At 74.3% G+C, this 13,973-nt stretch carries 14 protein-coding genes; 6 read left to right on the forward strand and 8 right to left on the reverse strand.

All coding sequences use genetic code 11. The features are described from left to right. Nucleotides 1–263: 263 nt before the first annotated feature. The 4 genes from AC07FV_RS14910 to AC07FV_RS14925 all read right to left on the reverse strand — a co-directional run bounded on the left by AC07FV_RS14910 (nucleotide 264) and on the right by AC07FV_RS14925 (nucleotide 4,807). A complete protein-coding gene (locus AC07FV_RS14910; RefSeq protein WP_479087423.1) occupies nucleotides 264–1,283 on the reverse strand; it encodes a hemolysin family protein in 1,020 nt (339 codons plus the stop codon). Then, on the reverse strand, nucleotides 1,280–2,617 hold the full coding sequence (locus AC07FV_RS14915; protein ID WP_479087425.1) for a hemolysin family protein: 1,338 nt from the start codon (nucleotides 2,615–2,617) through the stop codon (nucleotides 1,280–1,282). Before AC07FV_RS14915 ends, AC07FV_RS14910 begins: the two co-directional genes overlap by 4 nt. A 304-nt stretch (nucleotides 2,618–2,921) precedes the next feature. Then, nucleotides 2,922–3,398 carry a hypothetical protein gene (locus AC07FV_RS14920; protein ID WP_479087426.1) on the reverse strand — a complete coding sequence of 159 codons (477 nt, stop codon included), beginning with the start codon at nucleotides 3,396–3,398 and terminating at the stop codon, nucleotides 2,922–2,924. Nucleotides 3,399–3,481: 83 nt separating this feature from the next. Further along, nucleotides 3,482–4,807 carry an NlpC/P60 family protein gene (locus tag AC07FV_RS14925; protein ID WP_479087427.1) on the reverse strand — a complete coding sequence of 442 codons (1,326 nt, stop codon included), beginning with the start codon at nucleotides 4,805–4,807 and terminating at the stop codon, nucleotides 3,482–3,484. A 232-nt stretch (nucleotides 4,808–5,039) separates the two neighbouring features. Between AC07FV_RS14925 and AC07FV_RS14930 the strand changes: the two genes are divergently transcribed. After that, the gene (locus AC07FV_RS14930) at nucleotides 5,040–6,173 is read left to right on the forward strand and encodes a serine/threonine-protein kinase (RefSeq protein WP_479087429.1); all 1,134 of its coding nucleotides are present in this window, start codon (nucleotides 5,040–5,042) and stop codon (nucleotides 6,171–6,173) included. Between the two features lie 128 nt (nucleotides 6,174–6,301). Then, the gene (locus AC07FV_RS14935) at nucleotides 6,302–7,921 is read left to right on the forward strand and encodes a serine/threonine-protein kinase (RefSeq protein ID WP_479087431.1); all 1,620 of its coding nucleotides are present in this window, start codon (nucleotides 6,302–6,304) and stop codon (nucleotides 7,919–7,921) included. Nucleotides 7,922–7,993: 72 nt separating this feature from the next. Here the strand turns inward: AC07FV_RS14935 and AC07FV_RS14940 are convergent, their stop codons facing one another. The 3 genes from AC07FV_RS14940 to AC07FV_RS14950 all read right to left on the reverse strand — a co-directional run bounded on the left by AC07FV_RS14940 (nucleotide 7,994) and on the right by AC07FV_RS14950 (nucleotide 10,106). Beyond that, the gene (locus tag AC07FV_RS14940; RefSeq protein ID WP_479087432.1) at nucleotides 7,994–8,878 is read right to left on the reverse strand and encodes an SCO4651 family lipoprotein; all 885 of its coding nucleotides are present in this window, start codon (nucleotides 8,876–8,878) and stop codon (nucleotides 7,994–7,996) included. Between the two features lie 149 nt (nucleotides 8,879–9,027). Continuing rightward, on the reverse strand, nucleotides 9,028–9,726 hold the full coding sequence (locus AC07FV_RS14945; protein WP_479087434.1) for an NUDIX domain-containing protein: 699 nt from the start codon (nucleotides 9,724–9,726) through the stop codon (nucleotides 9,028–9,030). Then, the gene (locus tag AC07FV_RS14950; protein WP_479087436.1) at nucleotides 9,723–10,106 is read right to left on the reverse strand and encodes a DUF4406 domain-containing protein; all 384 of its coding nucleotides are present in this window, start codon (nucleotides 10,104–10,106) and stop codon (nucleotides 9,723–9,725) included. The genes AC07FV_RS14945 and AC07FV_RS14950 overlap by 4 nt, the downstream gene beginning before the upstream one ends. 48 nt (nucleotides 10,107–10,154) lie before the next feature. Here AC07FV_RS14950 and AC07FV_RS14955 point away from each other — a divergent pair, with 48 nt between their 5' ends. Both AC07FV_RS14955 and AC07FV_RS14960 read left to right on the forward strand, forming a co-directional pair. Further along, entirely contained in the window at nucleotides 10,155–10,913 is a 759-nt protein-coding gene (locus AC07FV_RS14955; RefSeq protein WP_479087438.1) for a DeoR/GlpR family DNA-binding transcription regulator, read from the forward strand. After that, nucleotides 10,910–11,284: a hypothetical protein gene (locus tag AC07FV_RS14960; RefSeq protein WP_479087440.1), complete on the forward strand. Its 375-nt coding sequence runs from the start codon at nucleotides 10,910–10,912 to the stop codon at nucleotides 11,282–11,284. Before AC07FV_RS14955 ends, AC07FV_RS14960 begins: the two co-directional genes overlap by 4 nt. A gap of 73 nt (nucleotides 11,285–11,357) precedes the next feature. Here AC07FV_RS14960 and AC07FV_RS14965 read toward each other — a convergent pair whose 3' ends face one another. Then, nucleotides 11,358–11,906, reverse strand: a complete 549-nt coding sequence (locus tag AC07FV_RS14965) for a YciI family protein (RefSeq protein WP_479087442.1) — start codon at nucleotides 11,904–11,906, stop codon at nucleotides 11,358–11,360. A gap of 244 nt (nucleotides 11,907–12,150) precedes the next feature. On the opposite strand from AC07FV_RS14965, the gene AC07FV_RS14970 reads away from it, so the two are divergent. Both AC07FV_RS14970 and AC07FV_RS14975 read left to right on the forward strand, forming a co-directional pair. After that, the gene (locus AC07FV_RS14970; protein WP_479087444.1) at nucleotides 12,151–12,816 is read left to right on the forward strand and encodes a maleylpyruvate isomerase family mycothiol-dependent enzyme; all 666 of its coding nucleotides are present in this window, start codon (nucleotides 12,151–12,153) and stop codon (nucleotides 12,814–12,816) included. 96 nt (nucleotides 12,817–12,912) lie between these two features. Then, on the forward strand, nucleotides 12,913–13,971 hold the full coding sequence (locus AC07FV_RS14975; RefSeq protein ID WP_479087446.1) for a phosphotransferase: 1,059 nt from the start codon (nucleotides 12,913–12,915) through the stop codon (nucleotides 13,969–13,971). Nucleotides 13,972–13,973: the final 2 nt, after the last annotated feature.

Below are 13,973 nucleotides of genomic sequence, written 5' to 3' on the forward strand. Positions count from 1 at the left end.
ACCGGCCCCCGGGAACGTGCACGTCCCGCCTCCCTTCCCAGAGCGAGTAGATGATCAGCGCCGTGTCCGGGGCGCTGAGCCACCAGCGGGTCCGTGAGGTGAGCGGACCGCGCCGGGCCGGGGCGCGGTCCACGGACAGCCGCGGCAGGGCGCGACAGCGCGTTGCACTGCCCCGGGACGTGGGTGGAGGCCCGGCAGCGCTCGTCGTCCGTACCGCTCGGCGCCCGGGCCGGTGCCGTGGTTGCGGCTCCGGGAGGCGCCGGTCATGCGGGGCGTGGCTGGAGGTAGCGGGTCAGCAGGTCGTCCAGGCTGACGATGCCGGTGAGCCGGCCCGTGCCGTCGCGGACGACGGCCAGTGAGGCGCGGCGCCGGCGCAGGGTCTCGATCGCCTCGGCGACCGTGGCGTCCTCCGCGAGTTCCGGTACGGGGCGGGCCATCGCGCGGGCGTCGGCCGTCCGGCCCTGTGCCCGGGCCACCAGGACGTCGCGGGCGTGCACCGAGCCGAGGACCGTCTCCTGGTGCCGGACCAGCAGCCGGGTGCGGTCGTGGGCGGCGGCCAGGCGCAGGATCTGCTCGGCGCCCGCGTCGGCGTCGACCGCCACGATGCCGGCGGCCGGGATCATCACCTCGCGCACCGGCGTCTCGGGTTCGGTCAGTGAGCGGGTCAGCAGGTCGGAGTCCGCTTCGCTGATCAGGCCGAGCCGTTCGGACTCCGCCACCAGGTGGGTGAGCTGCTCCCGGTTGTGGACCGAGGCCAGTTCGTCGCGCGGGGTGACCCGGCAGAGGCGGACCAGGGCGTTGCTGATGCTGTTGAGGGCCCGGATCAGCGGCCGTACGGCGGTCGCGACGGCGCGGAAGGGCGGGGAGAGCAGCATCGCGGAGCGCTCGGGGTGGGCGATGGCCCAGGACTTGGGTGCCATCTCGCCCAGGACCATGTGCAGGAACACCACCACGATCATCGCCACGGCGAAGGCCACGCCGTAGCTGAGCGCGCTGGGCAGGCCCAGCCGGTGCAGCAGCGGGTCCAGTTCGTGGGAGATGGCGGGCTTGGAGACCGAGCCCAGGCCCAGGGTGCACACGGTGATGCCGAGCTGGGCGCCTGCCAGCATCAGCGAGAGCTCCCGCATGCCGGCCAGGGCGGCCTTGGCGCCGCGCCGCCCCTCGGCCACGGCCTTCTCCATGCGGTGCCGTCTGGCGGCGACCAGCGCGAACTCGGCCGCGACGAAGAATCCGCTGCCGATGAGCAGCAGGAGGGTGACGAAGAGCGCCGCCGGGAAACTCATGCCTGCTCCCCCGTCTTCTCGGACCGCCGCTCGATGCGGACCCGCCTGGGCACGTGCCGGTCCAGGGTGCGTACGTCGATGACCGCGCTGCCGCCGGCCGGCAGCGCCACGGTGAGCCGGTCGCCGATCGCCGGGAAGCGGCCCAGCCGGTCGACGACGAGGCCGGCCACGGTTTCGTAGCCGTCCTCCCCGGGCAGCTCGACACCGGTCGCGGCGGCGACCTCGTCCAGGCGGCGCCCGGCGTCAACCAGCCAGCCGCCGCCGTCCGCGAGTGCCACCTCGGTGACGGTGTCGGACTCGTCGGCGATGTCACCCACGAGTTCCTCGGCGATGTCCTCGTAGGTGACGACGCCGGCCACGCCTCCGTGCTCGTCCAGGACGACGGCGAACTCGTCGTCGTGTTCGCGCATCCGCTCCACGGCGTCCGGCAGCGGCAGCGTGTCCGGCAGCAGCAGCGGCCGGCGGGCCGCCGCCCCGGCCGTGGTGGCCGTGAGCGCCCCGGCGGGCAGGCCCATCAGCTCCCGTACGCCAAGGACGCCCGCGACGTCGTCCGGGTGGTCGCCGAGCACGGGGTAGTTGGAGTGGCCGTGTCCGGCGATGAGGGTGATGGCCTCGGCCGCGGTGGCGTCCTTGCGGACGAAGACGGCGTCGGCCCGGGGCACCATCACCGCGTGCAGCGTCCGCTCGGAGAACTCCAGGGCGTGGTCGAGCAGCTCGGCCGTCCGGCGGGGCAGCTCTCCCTGTTCGTGGGACTCGCCGATCAGGTGGCCCAGCTCCTCCAGGGTGGCTCCGTGGTGCAGTTCCTCGACCGGTTCGATGCCCACCGCGCGCAGCAGCCTGTTCGCGGCGCCGTCGAAGATCCGGACGAGGGGGCCGACGACTTTCAGGTAGGCGAGCGTGGAGGCGGCGAGCGACCTGGCGAGCCGTTCGGGGACGGCGAGGGCGAGGTTCTTGGGGGCCAGTTCGCCCAGCACCATCTGCACGGCCGTGGCGAGGACGAAGGCGAGCACGACGGAGATGCCGGTGACGGCGCCGTCGGGGACGCCGACGCCGGTGAGCGCGGGCCGCAGCAGCGCCGAGACGGACGGCTCGGCGATGAAACCGACCACCAGACCGGTCACCGTGATGCCGAGCTGGGCGCCCGAGAGCATGAACGACAGCCGCTCCAGCACCTTCAGGGCGCGGGCGGCCTTCCTGTCGCCCCGGCCGGCCGCACGGGCCAGGGCGAGCCGGTCGGCCGAGACGTAGGCGAACTCCTGGGCGACGAAGTACCCGGTCCCCGCGGTCAGTACGAACACGGCCAGCACCCCCAGCCAGGCCTCCGCGGCGCTCACCGGGCACCACCGTGCCGCGTGCCGTGCCCGGCGCGTACCGGGCGGGAGGGCAGAGGACGGTGCCCGGGGGGCTGCGTCGGTCTGGGCCGCATGGAGTGCTGGCTCCGTTTCGCCGGGGACATCCCCGAAAGGGTGTCATCCTCCGGCCCCGCCGGCCGTGATCTGCCGGCCGCGTGTGGCGCCGGCCCTGCGCCGGATGCCCTCGGGGCGGGCCCTTCCGCCATGCGGGCCGCCCCTGGAGCGGGGGCCGGTGCGGTGCCCCGTGCGCCGGGGCACCGCACCGGGTGGGCTCAGCCGGCGCGGCTCAGCACTCGGGCACGCCGTCGATCCGGTTGGAGGCGTTGTCGATGTAGTAGCTCGACATGTAGCCGCGCTCGCCGTGGGTCGGCATGACCCACAGCCAGTACGGGTTGCCGCCCACGGACTCGATGCCGTACGTCTGGCAGTACACGTAGACCGCCTCGGGGGCGCTGACCTGGTTGACGACGCGGAAGCAGTTGACCGTGCCCGGTCGGAGCTGGCATGCCTCGCCGCCGGTGCGGAGGTTGACGCCCGACGCCCACACGCCGTACCAGCCGGCACCGTGTCCGTCGGCGTGCGCGGTGCCCGCCGCGCCGGTGAGGGTGCCGGTGGCGGCGAGGGCGGTCGCGCCGATGACGGTGGCGGCACGCGTGCGCAGGCCGGAGGCGACGCGCCCGGCGAGGCTCGTCCTGCCCGCCGCCTTCGCCGCCCTGGCCGTCTTCGGCGTCTTCGTCGGTGGCTTCGTGGAGAGGGAGGTCATGGGTTCCTCTGTCCTGTCTGGGGTGCGGTCGCCGGGACCGCGAACGGGAGGGTGGAGCAGGGCCGTGCGCGCGGGGCGGGCGGTCAGTACCAGCCGGTGCAGGCGATCGTCCCGCCCTTGCCGTTGGTGCCGCAGGCGCGCATCACCAGGCCGTTGTCGTTCCACTGGGTGGTGTACGCGTCGCCGCCGGAGGTGACGGTGGTGTAGCCGAGCATCGGCTCCCACGTCTCGCCGCCGTCGCTGCTGCGGTCGACCCAGATCTCGTCGCCGACCGTGCCGCCGATGATGCGGCCCCAGGCGCACGCGGTCGTGCCGTTGTAGCGCAGTTCGACGGTGCGGCCCCACACGGTGGCCGACTTGGCGGTCCAGGCGCCCGTGGAGTTCGGCTCGGTGCCGTCGCCGCAGGACGTGTTCGAGTCGGCGCCGTCCAGCGTGCCCCCGATGGCCGCGTACTGCCCGCAGGACGGTACGCCCGGCATGATCGCGGGGCCTTGCAGGAACAGGTTGCTCACCCAGCTGCGGTAGTCCGGCAGGTAGGTCCAGACGTTGTTGACCATGCCGTCGACGGTGACCCGTTCGCCGACCCGCTGGCACAGCGCCCGGACGGCGACGGAGATGCCGTTGCCGTTCTGCCACTTGACCGGGCTGCCGGTGTGGGAGCTCTCCCGCAGGTTGGGCTGGCCCCACGTCTTCACGTGCTGGCCGAGCCCGTCGTACTCCCAGACCGGGAACACGCCGCCCGTGTGCGGCCGGAACGCGCCCTGGTAGCGGTCCCAGCGGGCGTCGGCGACCCGGACGACGTCACCGGAGTTGGGGGCCTCGACGACCTTGCCGCCGCCGAGGTAGAGCGCGACGTGCGTGATGCTCGTACCGAAGTAGAGGATGTCGCCGGGCAGCAGCGGGGCCTCGCCCTGCTCCTTGGTGAACTTCGTGTGCGCGTAGCCCGGGTTCTGCCAGGTGGACTGCGTGGTGCGCTCGCTGACGATGTCCTGCCGGGTCGCCTTGTACCAGGCCCAGCGCACCAGTCCGATGCAGTCGAAGCTCCAGAGCTTGGGGTCCCCGTACGAGCGCGGGTCGGTCGGGTCGATCATGCCCTGGCTGGGGCCGGGCAGGCCCTGGGCGTGGCCGCCGCCCCAGGCGTAACTCCAGCCCACGTAGCGGCAGGCGACCTCCACCGCGTCCTGAGCGGTGGCGCTCGCCCCCGCCTTCAGCGGGGCGCAGGCATCAGCGGCGACCCGGCCGGCGGCAGGGGTGGTGGTCCGGCCGGCGGCGGGGGTGGTGGCGGCCCTGGTCTCGGGGGCCGCGGAGGCCGCGGGGGCCGCCGCCGGTGTCGCCGGGGCGGCGGTCGCCGTCGTGGCCGGCAGGCCCAGACAGGCCGCCGCCATGACCGCGGCGAGCAGCAGTCTCAACGGGCGCCCGCGCTCCAGGGGTCTTCGGCCACGGTCACCGCGCTCACTTGGTCTCATCTCGTTCTCCCCGGTTTCTCATCGTGTGTCGGCGTGCCCGGGCGTGCGTCGTGGCGGCCCGGACGGGCCCAGCAAAGCGCCGCCGGGCAAGAGCTTTGTCCCGCTGGACAATCCGTGGACAATTGGCGGACAAAAGTCGGCCGTTCGGGGCCGGGCACGGTCGGGGGACTTCGTCATGGGCAGGCACGAACAGCCTCTCGACCCGAGAGGCGGGCCGCTCGCGCTCTTCGCCGGGGACCTGCGCGGGCTGCGGCGCGCCGCCGGTTCGCCGTCGTACCAGCGTCTTGCCGCACGGACCCATTTCGCCGCCTCGACGCTGGCCGCGGCGGCGGGCGGCAAGCGGCTGCCGAGCGCCGCGGTCCTGGCCGCCTACGTGGCGGCGTGCGGCGGAGACGTGAAGGCGTGGGAGACGCGCCGCCGCGCCCTGTCCGCGGAACTCGCCCACCGCACGGAACGCTCGGAACGGCCGCAGGCCGCGGAAGTCACCCGCCTCGCGGAACGGTCGGAAGCCGCAGAAGCCGCGGAAGCCGCGGGGCCGTCCGGGGCCGTCCCGGTGTCCCGCGCGCCGGCGCAGGTCGCGCCTGCCCGCACCGCGGCGCAGGGCCCGTCCGAGGCACCTCCCGTGCGGGAGGTGCCCGCGGCGGTGTTCCCGGGCCGGCGGCACCTCCTGCGGCGCGCCGTCGGCATCACGGGAGCCGCGCTGCTGCTCGCGACCACCGGCGCCGCCTCCGCGCCCCGGGGAGATGCCGAAACCCGCGTGCTCGACTCGTGGTTCGCCCGCGACGCCGGCATCCCCGCCCGCTACCGGCGTGCGATCGTGGCGGCCGGCACCGCCTGCGCGGCTCCGCAGGTCTCGCCCGCCCTCGTCGCGGCGATGCTGAAGACCGAGAGCGACTTCGATGCGCAGCTGAGCGATCCCGCCGCGGACGAGTACGGCATCGCCCGCTGGACCCCCCGCGTGCTGCGGTACTACCTCCCCGAAGGCCGGCAGGACCACGTCCCCCGGCCCCCGCTCGACGCGGAGACGTCCATCGCGGCCCTCGGCCGGATGCTGTGCACGCTGGCACCGCAGCTGGAGGGCGTCGCCGGGGACCCCGCCCTCAACCTCGCCGCGGCCTACCGCACCGCGACCTGGGTGGTGCAGAAGGAGAACGGCATCCCGGACCGCATACGTCCCTACACCGACCGGGTCCGCTCCCACCTCCTGCGGTACGCGCCCGAGCACGGCGTGTGCCTGCCGTACGCCACGGCGGAGAGTTCCTATCCGGCCCCCTGCGGGAGGGCGGTGGCGGGCTCCCCCGCCGCATGATCTCGCAGCCGGGGCCCCGGCGCCGGGCACGACGCCGGCCGGCGGTCGGGCGGTCTGCTCCTCCCCCTTTAGGGTGCTGTCCTGGGCCGGGCCTTCGGCCGGGCGGGGATCAGGGGGACGACAGTTCGATGAACGGCACCACCGAGGTGTTCCAGCCTCTCCAGGCGGGCGACCCTCCCGTCGTGGCCGGCTACCGGCTCGCGGCCCGGCTCGGCGCGGGAGGCATGGGCCGGGTGTACCTGTCGCACACCCGGGGCGGCCGCCCGGTGGCGATCAAGGTGGTGCGCCCGGAACTCGCCGACGACCCGGCCTTCCGGCGGCGCTTTCGCCGGGAGGTGGAGGCCGCCCGCCGGGTCAGGGGCGCCTACACCGCGGAACTCGTCGACGCCGACGCCGACGGCGTACCCCCCTGGCTCGCCACGCTGTACGTGCCCGGGCCGTCCCTGACGGCGGCCGTCGCCCGGCGTGGCCCGCTGCCGGTGCCCGCGGTGCTGTGGCTGATGGCCGGCGTGGCCGAGGCGCTGTCCGCGATTCACGAGGTGGGGGTGGTGCACCGGGACCTCAAGCCGTCCAACGTGCTGCTGGCCGCCGACGGACCGCGGGTGATCGACTTCGGTATCTCGGTCACCGCCGACCTCTCCTCGCACACCGCCACCGGCTCCACGGTCGGCACGCCCCACTTCATGGCGCCCGAGCAGGCGACCGCCGGTGAGATATCCCCGGCGACCGACGTCTTCGCCCTGGCCCAGACGGCGGCCTTCGCGGCGCTGGGCGAACCGTTGTACGGGGAGGGCACGGCGCCGGTGGTGCTGTACCGGATCGTGCACGAGGAACCCGACCTGTCCCGGCTGCCGCAGGCGTTGCGTCCGCTGTTCGCCCGGTGCCTGGCCCGCGACCCGCGGGAGCGGGCCACACCGGCGCAGGTCGTCCAGTGGTGCCGGGAGCATCTGGGAACGGACGCCGACGCGGGCGCCGGGCCGGCCGTCTGGCGCGAGGTCACCGGAGAGGAGGCGCGTGTCCCGGACCCGGTGCGCACGCCGGTGGATCCCCCGACGGCGGCCTCGACGCTGGCGCTCCGCCCGGCCCGGCGGCGGGCGCCGCTGGGGCGGCGCACCGCGCTGATCACGGGTGCGGCCGTGGGGGCGGGCGCGCTGCTGGCGGGGCTGACGTGGTTCGCCGACGACGGGTTCGGCCTCGGTGAGCGGTCCGGCCTCGGTGAGCGGGCCGCGGGCGCCCCCACGTCGGCTCCCGCGCCGACGCGGTCCGCGAGGTCCGCGGTGTCGCCTTCGACCTCCACCCCGCAGGCGGCCGGCGGCTCCTCTGGGGCGTCGCAGCCCGCCCCGGGCGCCTCGGGCGCGTCTGATCGCAAGCAGATGTCCCCCATGTGGCTGCGCCGGGCGAACTCCCTGAGCCTGAACGAACCGATGCTCCCCGAGGACCGGACGGGCGACATCCGCCTTAACTGCGAGGACGACGTCGACTGCGCGTTGCAGAGCGACACCAGCCGGTTCGTGCAGCTGTTCAACGGCAAGGCCGCCTCCCTCGACGCCTGCCGCCACCTCCTGGGCGGTGCCACCGGCCCCGAGTACCACACCTGGAACCTCGCGGCGGCCGACGAGGGCACCCAGATCTGCGTCGGGAACGACTCGGGCGACATCGCGGCGCTCACGATCCAGGTCAAGCAGACGGCCCTGCGCGAGGAGGCCTTCCTGCAACTGGGCATGACCGTCTGGAGGAAGGCGGCCTGAGGCCTGCGGGGGCATCACCCGCAGGCCGGCGGCTGCCGGCCGGGGCCCGGGTCCCCGGTGCGGGCGGCCGGGTCAGCTCTGCTGCCGGCCCTGCTTCATCACCTCGGCCGTCATGTCGGCCACCTGGCCGGCCGGGGGTGCCTGTGCCTCGACCTCGGTGCCGAAGTCGGAGTAGTTCATCACCATGGTCATCTTGATCTGCTGCGGCGCGGCGCTGTTCTCCGCCTTGGCGCCGGCGGAGGGCACGCCCTTGATGCTCATGTCGAGCTGCTGGCGCCGCAGCCGTCCGTCGCCGTCGAGCCAGACCTGCATCGGCAGCGTCGGGCCGACCTGGCGGCGCAGCTGGTCGCCGCCCGGCAGCTCGGCGACGTCCACCGACACCTTGTAGTGGGTGGTGTCGACGCCGTCGATGTTCTCCTGGCCGACCTCGGTGACGTCCTGGTCGGTGATGGCCTTGGCGTAGGCGGCCGACTGGGCCGGGTCACCGATCTGCCCGGCGTTCACGCCCAGGGCCTGCGCGGCCTGCTTCAGGTCGATCTTCATCCAGGTCTTGCCGCCCGGGGCCTTCTGCCCCGGCACCTTCTGGTAGAGGACCTGGTCGACCACGCGCTGCTCGATGCTCTTGCCCTGGGCGGTCACGGTCATGAAGCTGTCGCCCTCCTGGAAGTCGAGGGCGCCCTTGCCGTCGGTCGTGATCGACTCCTGCGGCGCGGAGAGCTTCATGTTGATCGTCATCTTGGCCGTCTCCGCCGCGGCCGTCTTGTCGTAGGCGGCCCGCACCTGCGTGGTGCCCTGCTCCTGCGCCCCCGCATCGGCGCTCGCACTCGCGCTTGTGCTCGATGCTGTGCCGGCCTTCTGCGACTTCGGCTCCTCGTCACCGCCGCAGCCCGTCAGTACGGCACTCGCCATGACGGCGGCCACGCCGATCGCGCTCGCCTTCATCCCCCTGCTCGGCATGTGAACTCCCCATCTCCTCAACGGCTTGCGGCCACTGCGGCCCCGCGGCTGTCTGCCGTCCCGAATGCCCCGGGGCAGGCGGAACACACGCCGTCCGGTGCGCAGTTGACGCCGTGCGTCGTCCGCCGTGGCGGTGCGGGCGGGCGGGTTCAGCCGCGGTGCGGAGGCCGGCCGCCGGGTGCGGGCCGGGGGGCGAAGGGCCCGTGCAGGGCTGCCCATTGCAGGAGCAGGATCGTCTTTCCGTCGGTGATGCGTCCGTCGGCGGTCATGGCGAGGGCCTCGGTGAAGGGGAGTTCGAGGACCTCGATGTCCTCGCCCTCCTCCTCCACTCCCCCGCCCGCGGCGATCCGGTCGGCCGGGGTGTAGGGGGCGGCGAAGAAGTGGAGGCGTTCGGTGACGGAGCCCGGGCTCATGTAGGCGTCGAGGACGTGGGTGAGCGGGCCGAGCCGGACGCCGAGTTCCTCGGCGCTCTCGCGGCGGATCGCGGTGGCCGGGTCGTCCTCGTCGAGCAGTCCGGCCGCCGCCTCGACGAGCATGCCGTCACGGTGGCCGTTGACGTAGGCGGGGTAGCGGAACTGGCGGGTGAGCAGGACGTGGCCGCGTCCGGTGTCGTAGGGCAGGACGACGGCGCCGTTGCCGCGGTCGTAGGTCTCGCGCTGCTGGGTCTCCCAGCGCCCGTCGCGGCGCCGGTAGTCGAAGGTGGTGCGGCGCAGGACGTGCCAGCCCCGGGAGGTGAGTTCGACGTCGCGGATCCGGACGCCGGGGTTGCGGTCGAGGCCGCGTCCGGCGAGGTGCAGGCCGGTGCGCCCGCGGTGGTCGGGGGTGTCGGTGCCCGGGAGGCAGTTCACGCGCTCTCCTGCGGGGCACGGCGGGGAAGGTCGGCGACGTCGTGGTAGACGGGCAGGCCGCGCCTGCGTGCGGTGGCGACGTCCTGGTCGGCGCCGGCGGATGCGCCCGGCAGGCGCAGCACGGCGTCGCAGTGGGTGAGGAGCCGGTCGGCGGCCGGGTAGAGGACCTGGTCGGCGAGGGGGTCGGTGGGGCCGGCGCCGGCGGAGCGCAGGACGGGCAGGGCGATCCACTCGCCGATCACGGGGAGGTGGCCGGCCGCGAAGACGGGCCAGGCGGCGGCTTCCAGGCGGGCGAGGTTGGCGGCCATGGCCTGCGGGTCGCCGTCGGTGCCGGAACGGTAGGGGCCGGCGATCAGGATGAGCAGGGGCTTGTCGTTCATGACCGCTAAGATACATGCAAAAACGTGCAACATCTGGAAGGAACGTGAATGCTGGCTGCTGAACGACGCGAGCACCTGCTCGGGCTGCTCGCCCGGACGGGCAAGATCGTGGCCAAGGACGTCGCCGCCGACCTGGGCATTTCCGAGGACAGTGTGCGGCGCGACCTGCGGGACCTCGCCGCGGAGGGGCTGTGCCAGAGGGTGTACGGCGGCGCCCTGCCCGCCTCTCCGGCGGTGGTGGACTACGACGCCCGCCGGGCGGTGGCCCCGGACGGCAAGCGGAAGGTCGCCGCGGTGGCCGCCGCGCTGGTACGGCCGGGCAGTTCGCTGATCCTGGACGGCGGCACCACCGCCCTCGCGGTGGCGCGGGCGCTGCCGAAGGAGCTCACCTGCACGGTGATCACCCACAGCCCGACGATCGCCACGGCTCTGATCGACCACCCGGGGGCGGAGCTGTTCCTGCTCGGCGGGCGCGTCTTCAAGCACTCGGCGGTCACCTGCGGTGCCGCGGCGGTCGAGGCCGCGCAGAACGTCTCCGCCGAGCTGTGCCTGCTCGGCGTCACCGGTGTGCACCCCGAGGCGGGGCTGACCACCGCGGACGCCGACGAGGCGGCGATGAAGCGCGCTCTGGCCGCGCGGGCCGCGGACACCTACATCCTCGCCTCCCGCGAGAAGATCGGGACGGCCTCGCCCTACCGTGTCCTGCCGTGGGAGAAGATCACCGCTCTGATCACCGACGCCGATCCCCACGACCCGGCCGTCGAGCGGCTCGGGGCGCTCGGTGTCCAGGTCCTCGCAGCCGCATGAGGAGACGGCCCGGGGCCGGCCGGCCGGAGCGGGAGCACCCGCTGGTGCGCGAGGTCTTCCCGGAGCCGGCCGCCGAGCTGGCCGCCCTTCTGGAGGATGAGGGGGAGAGCGAACCGGCGCTCTGCGCGCGGGACCTGCGGCTGGTCGAGGAGTGCGGCTGCGGCGACGGCTTCTGCCAGAGCATCCGCACGGCGGACCATCCGCCAGGGCAGCCCTACGGGCCGGGCCACCGCTGCGTACCTCTCTCCCCTACGGCGGGGATGCTGGTCCTGGACGTCGTGGACGGCCGGATCGTGTACGTCGAGATACTCGACCGGCCGCCCCTGCACCGCCGGGCGCCGCAAGCCGGGCGGGAGGGGCCGCCGGCGTAGGCGCGGTGCGGGCCCGTCCCCGGCGGCAGGAGGAGGCGGCCGGGTGAAGGCGCCGGCGCATCCGGCGGAGCCTTCACCGACGCCCGCCGAACTCCCAGCCGTGGACCTCGATGTCCGCGTACCGCTCCGCCGTCAGGACGGCGCGTGCCGCCTCCGGGTCCGGGGCCCTGAGCAGCACCGCCGTACCCAGCCATGTGCCGCCGTCGTCGGACAGCAGCGGCCCGTACGCGATCACCTCGTCCGGGCCGGGCGGCGGGGCGGGGTCGGCGGCCGGGCCCTCGCCGAGGCCGAGCACCAGGTACCGGTCGCCGCCGCTGCGGCCACCGGGAAAGTCCCACATGGTGCGCCCCAGCACGTTGCGCCACCGGCGCAGCAGCACGTCCCGGTACGCACCGGCCTGGTAGGCGGGCTCGTCGAAGGCGAAGGCGCGGGCAGCGGCGGGAGTGGGCAGATCGATGATGTGCACGCTCCCCGTGGGCGTCTCACCGTCGTCGGCGAAGGTCGGGCCGCGGGCGATCAGCTCCTTCGCGTACCGGTCCATGTAGGCCCAGTGCTCTTCCTGCAACTGTTCGCGCAGTGCGAGGGAGCCCGGCCGGTCGCGGTGATAGCAGAAGTACTCCATGACCCGGACTCTTCCTCACCGAGGACACCGTCTCCACCGGCTTTCGGCGCCGAGCGCCCCGCGCCCCGCGCCCCGCGTCCCGCGCCCCGCGCCCCGCTCCGCAGGCTCGACGACGTCGATCGCTCACGGGCGATGACTTCGCTCCGCGGCGGGAGTCTCCTTCACGAGCCTGCCTGCCGGACGCACCCCCGCTTCCGGCCCGGACGCGAACGCAGAGCACGACCCGTGACAGGAGACCTTCCCCGTGACCGACCCCGAGCCGAGCGTCGACCGCAGCCGCGGACGAGGCCTCTGGCCCCTGATCCGCACCGAGCGGGCGGCGCTGGCGGCCGACCTCGAAGACCTGACCGACGAGCAGTGGACCACGCCCTCGCTGTGCACCGGCCTGACGGTACGTGAGGTGCTGGCCCATCTCACCGCGGGTGCGAGCCTCGGCACCGTGCGCTGGCTGACGGGGGTGATCCGCTGCCGGTTCGACTTCGACAAGCAGGTCGCCGTACGGCTGGCCGAGCAGCTGGGCGCGGCTCCGGCCGAGACCCTCGGGCGGTTCCGGCGGATCGTCCCGAGCACCACCAAGCCTCCGCTGCCCGTCATCGCCATGCTGGGCGAGACACTCGTGCACGCAGAGGACATCCGGCGCCCGCTGGGCATCCGGCACGAGTACCCGGTCGACGTCCTCACGCGGGTGGCCGGGTACTACCGCGGCTCGGACCTCGTCGTCCTGGCCGAGGGACGCATCGGCGGGCTGAGACTCACCGCGGACGACGGCCCTTTCACGACCGGTTCCGGGCCCGTGGTGTCCGGCCCCACCCTGGCCCTGGTGATGGCCATGACCGGACGCGCCGCGTACTGCGACGACCTCGAAGGCGAGGGAGTGGAGATTCTCCGCCGCCGCTGCGGGAGGGCGTGAGGCGACGCCGGGGCATCCGGGCCGGCTCCGGTCCGGGTGCCCCGGCATGCGCGGTGTTGCGTACACCGCGCGGCCCGGGGCCCTAGGCTGGCCCGCATGCCGATGCGTGTGCCGATCAGCGACGAACTGCGTTCCGTGTTCGGCTCCCCCACCCGGGCCAGGCTCCTGGACAGCAGTCCGCGCTCCCGGGTGTGGCGGGTCGAACTGAGCGATGGCAGCCGGGTGATCGTCAAGCAGATCGCCGACGGGGGCGGGACCGGGTCCGACGGGGACGCGCGCTACGCGCGGGAGGTCGCCGCGCTGCGGCTCGCCGCGCGGGCGACCCGGCCGGCCGTCGCACCCGCCCTTCTGGCGACGGACGCGGCGTCCCGCGTGATGGTCCTGGAACACCTGGAGGACCTCGGCGCGGCCGATGACTGGATGCCCGGGTACGCCGAGTCCCTGGCCCGGCTGCACGCGCTCACCGGGCCGGCCGATACGGGAACGCTGCCCGCCTGGTCCGGGCCGGCCGCCGCCGACGCGGAGTCCTTCCTCGCGCTCGCCGCCGCCCTGGACGTCCCCGTCCCGCCCCGGGTGCCGGACGAACTCGCCGCCCTCATCGAGCGGCTCGACCCGGCCTCCCACCATGCGCTGCTGCACGGCGACCCCTGCCCCGGCAACGACCTGCGCACCGCCACCGGCGTCCGCTTCATCGACTTCGAGCAGGCGTCACTGGGCAACGGCCTGGTCGAACTCGCCTACCTGCGCATCGGCTTCCCGACCTGCTGGTGCGCCATGTCGGTCGCCGTCGCGCCGCTCGCGGAGGCCGAGGCCGTCTACCGGGCCACCTGGCGCGCCCTGACCGGCCGGGAGGTTCCCGGCGACCTCGCCGACGCCTGCGCCGGCTGGCTGATCCGTGGCGACGCGCTCGTCGAACGCGCCCACCGCGAGACCGTCGACCATCTCGCACGCGTGCCCGCCAAGGACTTCCGGTGGGGTGACGTCTCCGCCCGCGAACGCCTCGTCCACCGGCTCGGCGTGGTCGCCGACCTGGCCCGCGGGCACGACCGCCTGCACGCCCTCGGGCAGCTCAGCTCGGCGCTGGCCGTACGCCTGCTGCACCGGTGGCCGGCCCTGCGCCCGCTGCCCGCGCACAGCACACGGCCCTGGTCCTGAAA

The sequence above is a fragment of the Streptomyces sp. NPDC045956 genome (genome assembly GCF_056430705.1).